The sequence below is a fragment of the Geomonas sp. genome, from assembly GCF_056994735.1.
The window spans coordinates 1-2296 of sequence record NZ_JBXKJL010000124.1 but is presented as its reverse complement, the minus strand read 5'-3'; the positions used below and the strand labels follow the sequence as shown (position 1 = coordinate 2296).

Here is a 2296-nt window from a genome sequence, read left to right as displayed (position 1 = left end):
GATCGTGCGGTGGCTGCGGCCGCCAGTGTAGGGGTTGACCGGTGGCAGCGGGAGCTGTCGGAGCTGATGTTGCGTGTCGGAGGTCGGTTCTTCCGGCCCGAGCCCCGTCGGCACGCCCGCTCGTTCGTGGCCGGGTTGCTGGCAGGGTTGCCGCGGACGAACTGTTGGACGATCGCCGAGCACGCCGGTCACGCCGGCCCGGATGCGATGCAGCACTTGCTTGCCGCTGCGGTCTGGGACGAGGACGGCGTGCGGGACGACCTGCGCAGCTATGTCCTCGAGCATCTGAGCGATCCCGACGACCCGCAGGGGCGTGATGCCGTGCTGGTCGCCGATGAGACCGGTGATGTGAAGAAGGGCACCGCGACGGTAGGAGTGCAGCGGCAGTACACCGGTACCGCCGGTCGGATCGACAACGCCCAGGTCGCGGTTTACCTGGTCTACGCCAGGCCTCGCGGGCACGCGTTCATCGACCAGGAGCTCTACCTGCCGGCGACCTGGGCCGATGATCCGAATCGCCGCCAACGGGCCGGTGTCCCTGCGGAGGTGGCGTTCGCGACCAAGCCTGCGCTGGCCCGCCAGATGGTCACCCGGGCCCTGGACGCCGGGGTCCAGGCACGCTGGTTCGCCGGCGACGAGGTCTACGGCAACGACCCCCACCTACGCTGTGATCTGCGCGCCCGGGGACTGGGCTACGTGCTGACCATCGCCCGTTCCCACCAGGTCGGCACCGCGCTCGGCATCCGCCGGGCGGTCGACCTGGCCGTCCACCCGCAGCTGGCCTGGCACCGACAAGCCGCCGAAGCCCATGGCCACCGCTGCTACGACTGGGCCCTGATCGGCCTGCACCTCACCGACAGCGACTACGACCGCCACGGCGGGCACCACGCCCTGCTCGTGCGCCGCCACCGGCACACCGGTGAGATGGCGTTCTACCGCACCTGGACTCCCACCCCCGTCCCGCTGTCAGCGCTGGTCACCGTCGCCGGCCGCCGCTGGACCATCGAGGAAGCCTTCCAAGCCGGCAAAGGCCTGACCGCACTTGACGAACACCAGGTCCGCCGCTGGACCTCCTGGCGCCGCTGGACTGTTCTGGCGATGCTTGCCCACGCCTTTCTCGCCGTCACCGCCGCCAGCACCACCAGCACCAGCCCAGCCGCAACCCTGATCAGGCTGACCTGCGGCGAGGCCCGCCGCCTCCTGCAAGCCCTAACCGCCCCCCCGACCCCCACCATCAGCCACGCCCTGCACTGGTCACACTGGCGACGACACGCACAAGCCCGAGCCCGCACCCGCCACTACCAGCGACAAACCCTCACCGAATGATCACGAAGTCCGGTTGCAGGGGTAGAACAGTAAAGGGGTCGTGCCATGGAAGCTGTTGTGGAGCTTTCATCAGGATTGCTTGGATTCTCTGTGCGGCGCCCACCACCCTGAGGTCGTCTTTTGAATTCACGACAGTGTGGGGCCGAGGCGCAATTTCAACTGTGAGACATTTCACGGACAAAGTTAGTTGTTGTATTGGTCCTGCTCCTTTGAGTTCCTCCGCCCTCACGATCGATCCGGAGAAGTCGGAGGTGTCTGCCATCACCTCTTTTTCGTTCTCGGATAGTTGGCGAAGCACGCTGACGATCTCATCGATCTCGTCGAGGTAGCACCGGATTGACCTTCTCAAACTCCATAGTTGGGATTTGTCTTCGGGATGCTTCCGAGTAAGGGGCACGGCCCGAAACGCTAATGTTCCAAAGGGCGGCTTACTCGATCTATGAGTCCAACTTGCCACTTCCCGTACCACCCCACAGAAGTGGGTCTTATGTTGACGTTGTTGGGTGATCATTGGTGGGGGTTTCGCCGGTTGCCATTCTCGCTATTGCGAGGGGCGTGTTGTGGGTTGCAGTTGTCACACAACCCTCTGCCCGTCGTCGGGAGTCTCCTCACGAAATGACCACTAGAGGTCACTTTCCGCATCAGGAATTGCACGATCTCGGATCGCGATGCCATCGGGCGGGAGAACCACTAAGACGAGGCGATGAGTTCGACCGATCGGTCTGCCGCAAGCGCGCCAACGCTAGGCCCGCTCCGGCATTGAGCCTTTCCCAGTAGCGGCCTTGGGCACTGGGTTGATCATGTTGTGCGGTCGTGCTGGTGGTGTAGGAGCACCAACGCGGCGGCGGTGATTGCACCGATCCGCCACGGACCCAGGCTGACCCGGTGTAGGGCGGTGAAGGTGGTCTTGAGCAGGGCGTTGCCGCGTTCAGCCAGGGCGCGAGTGGCGGCATGCAGCGCGTTGAGGGTG

At 64.9% G+C, this 2296-nt stretch carries 2 protein-coding genes and 1 pseudogene; 1 reads left to right on the top strand and 2 read right to left on the bottom strand.

The window, feature by feature from the left end; translation table 11 throughout:
• The first annotated feature begins 9 nt into the window (after positions 1-9).
• On the top strand, positions 10-1326 hold the full coding sequence (locus AC11W3_RS06035) for an IS701 family transposase (RefSeq protein WP_484092649.1): 1317 nt from the start codon (positions 10-12) through the stop codon (positions 1324-1326).
• Here AC11W3_RS06035 and AC11W3_RS06030 read toward each other — a convergent pair.
• Together AC11W3_RS06030 and AC11W3_RS06025 are read right to left on the bottom strand one after the other, a co-directional pair.
• Positions 1316-1675, bottom strand: a complete 360-nt coding sequence (locus AC11W3_RS06030; protein ID WP_484092648.1) for a hypothetical protein — start codon at positions 1673-1675, stop codon at positions 1316-1318. The two genes, AC11W3_RS06035 and AC11W3_RS06030, sit on opposite strands and share 11 nt — an antisense overlap.
• A 449-nt stretch (positions 1676-2124) precedes the next feature.
• Positions 2125-2296, bottom strand: a pseudogene (locus AC11W3_RS06025) (IS5/IS1182 family transposase); the annotation flags it as partial.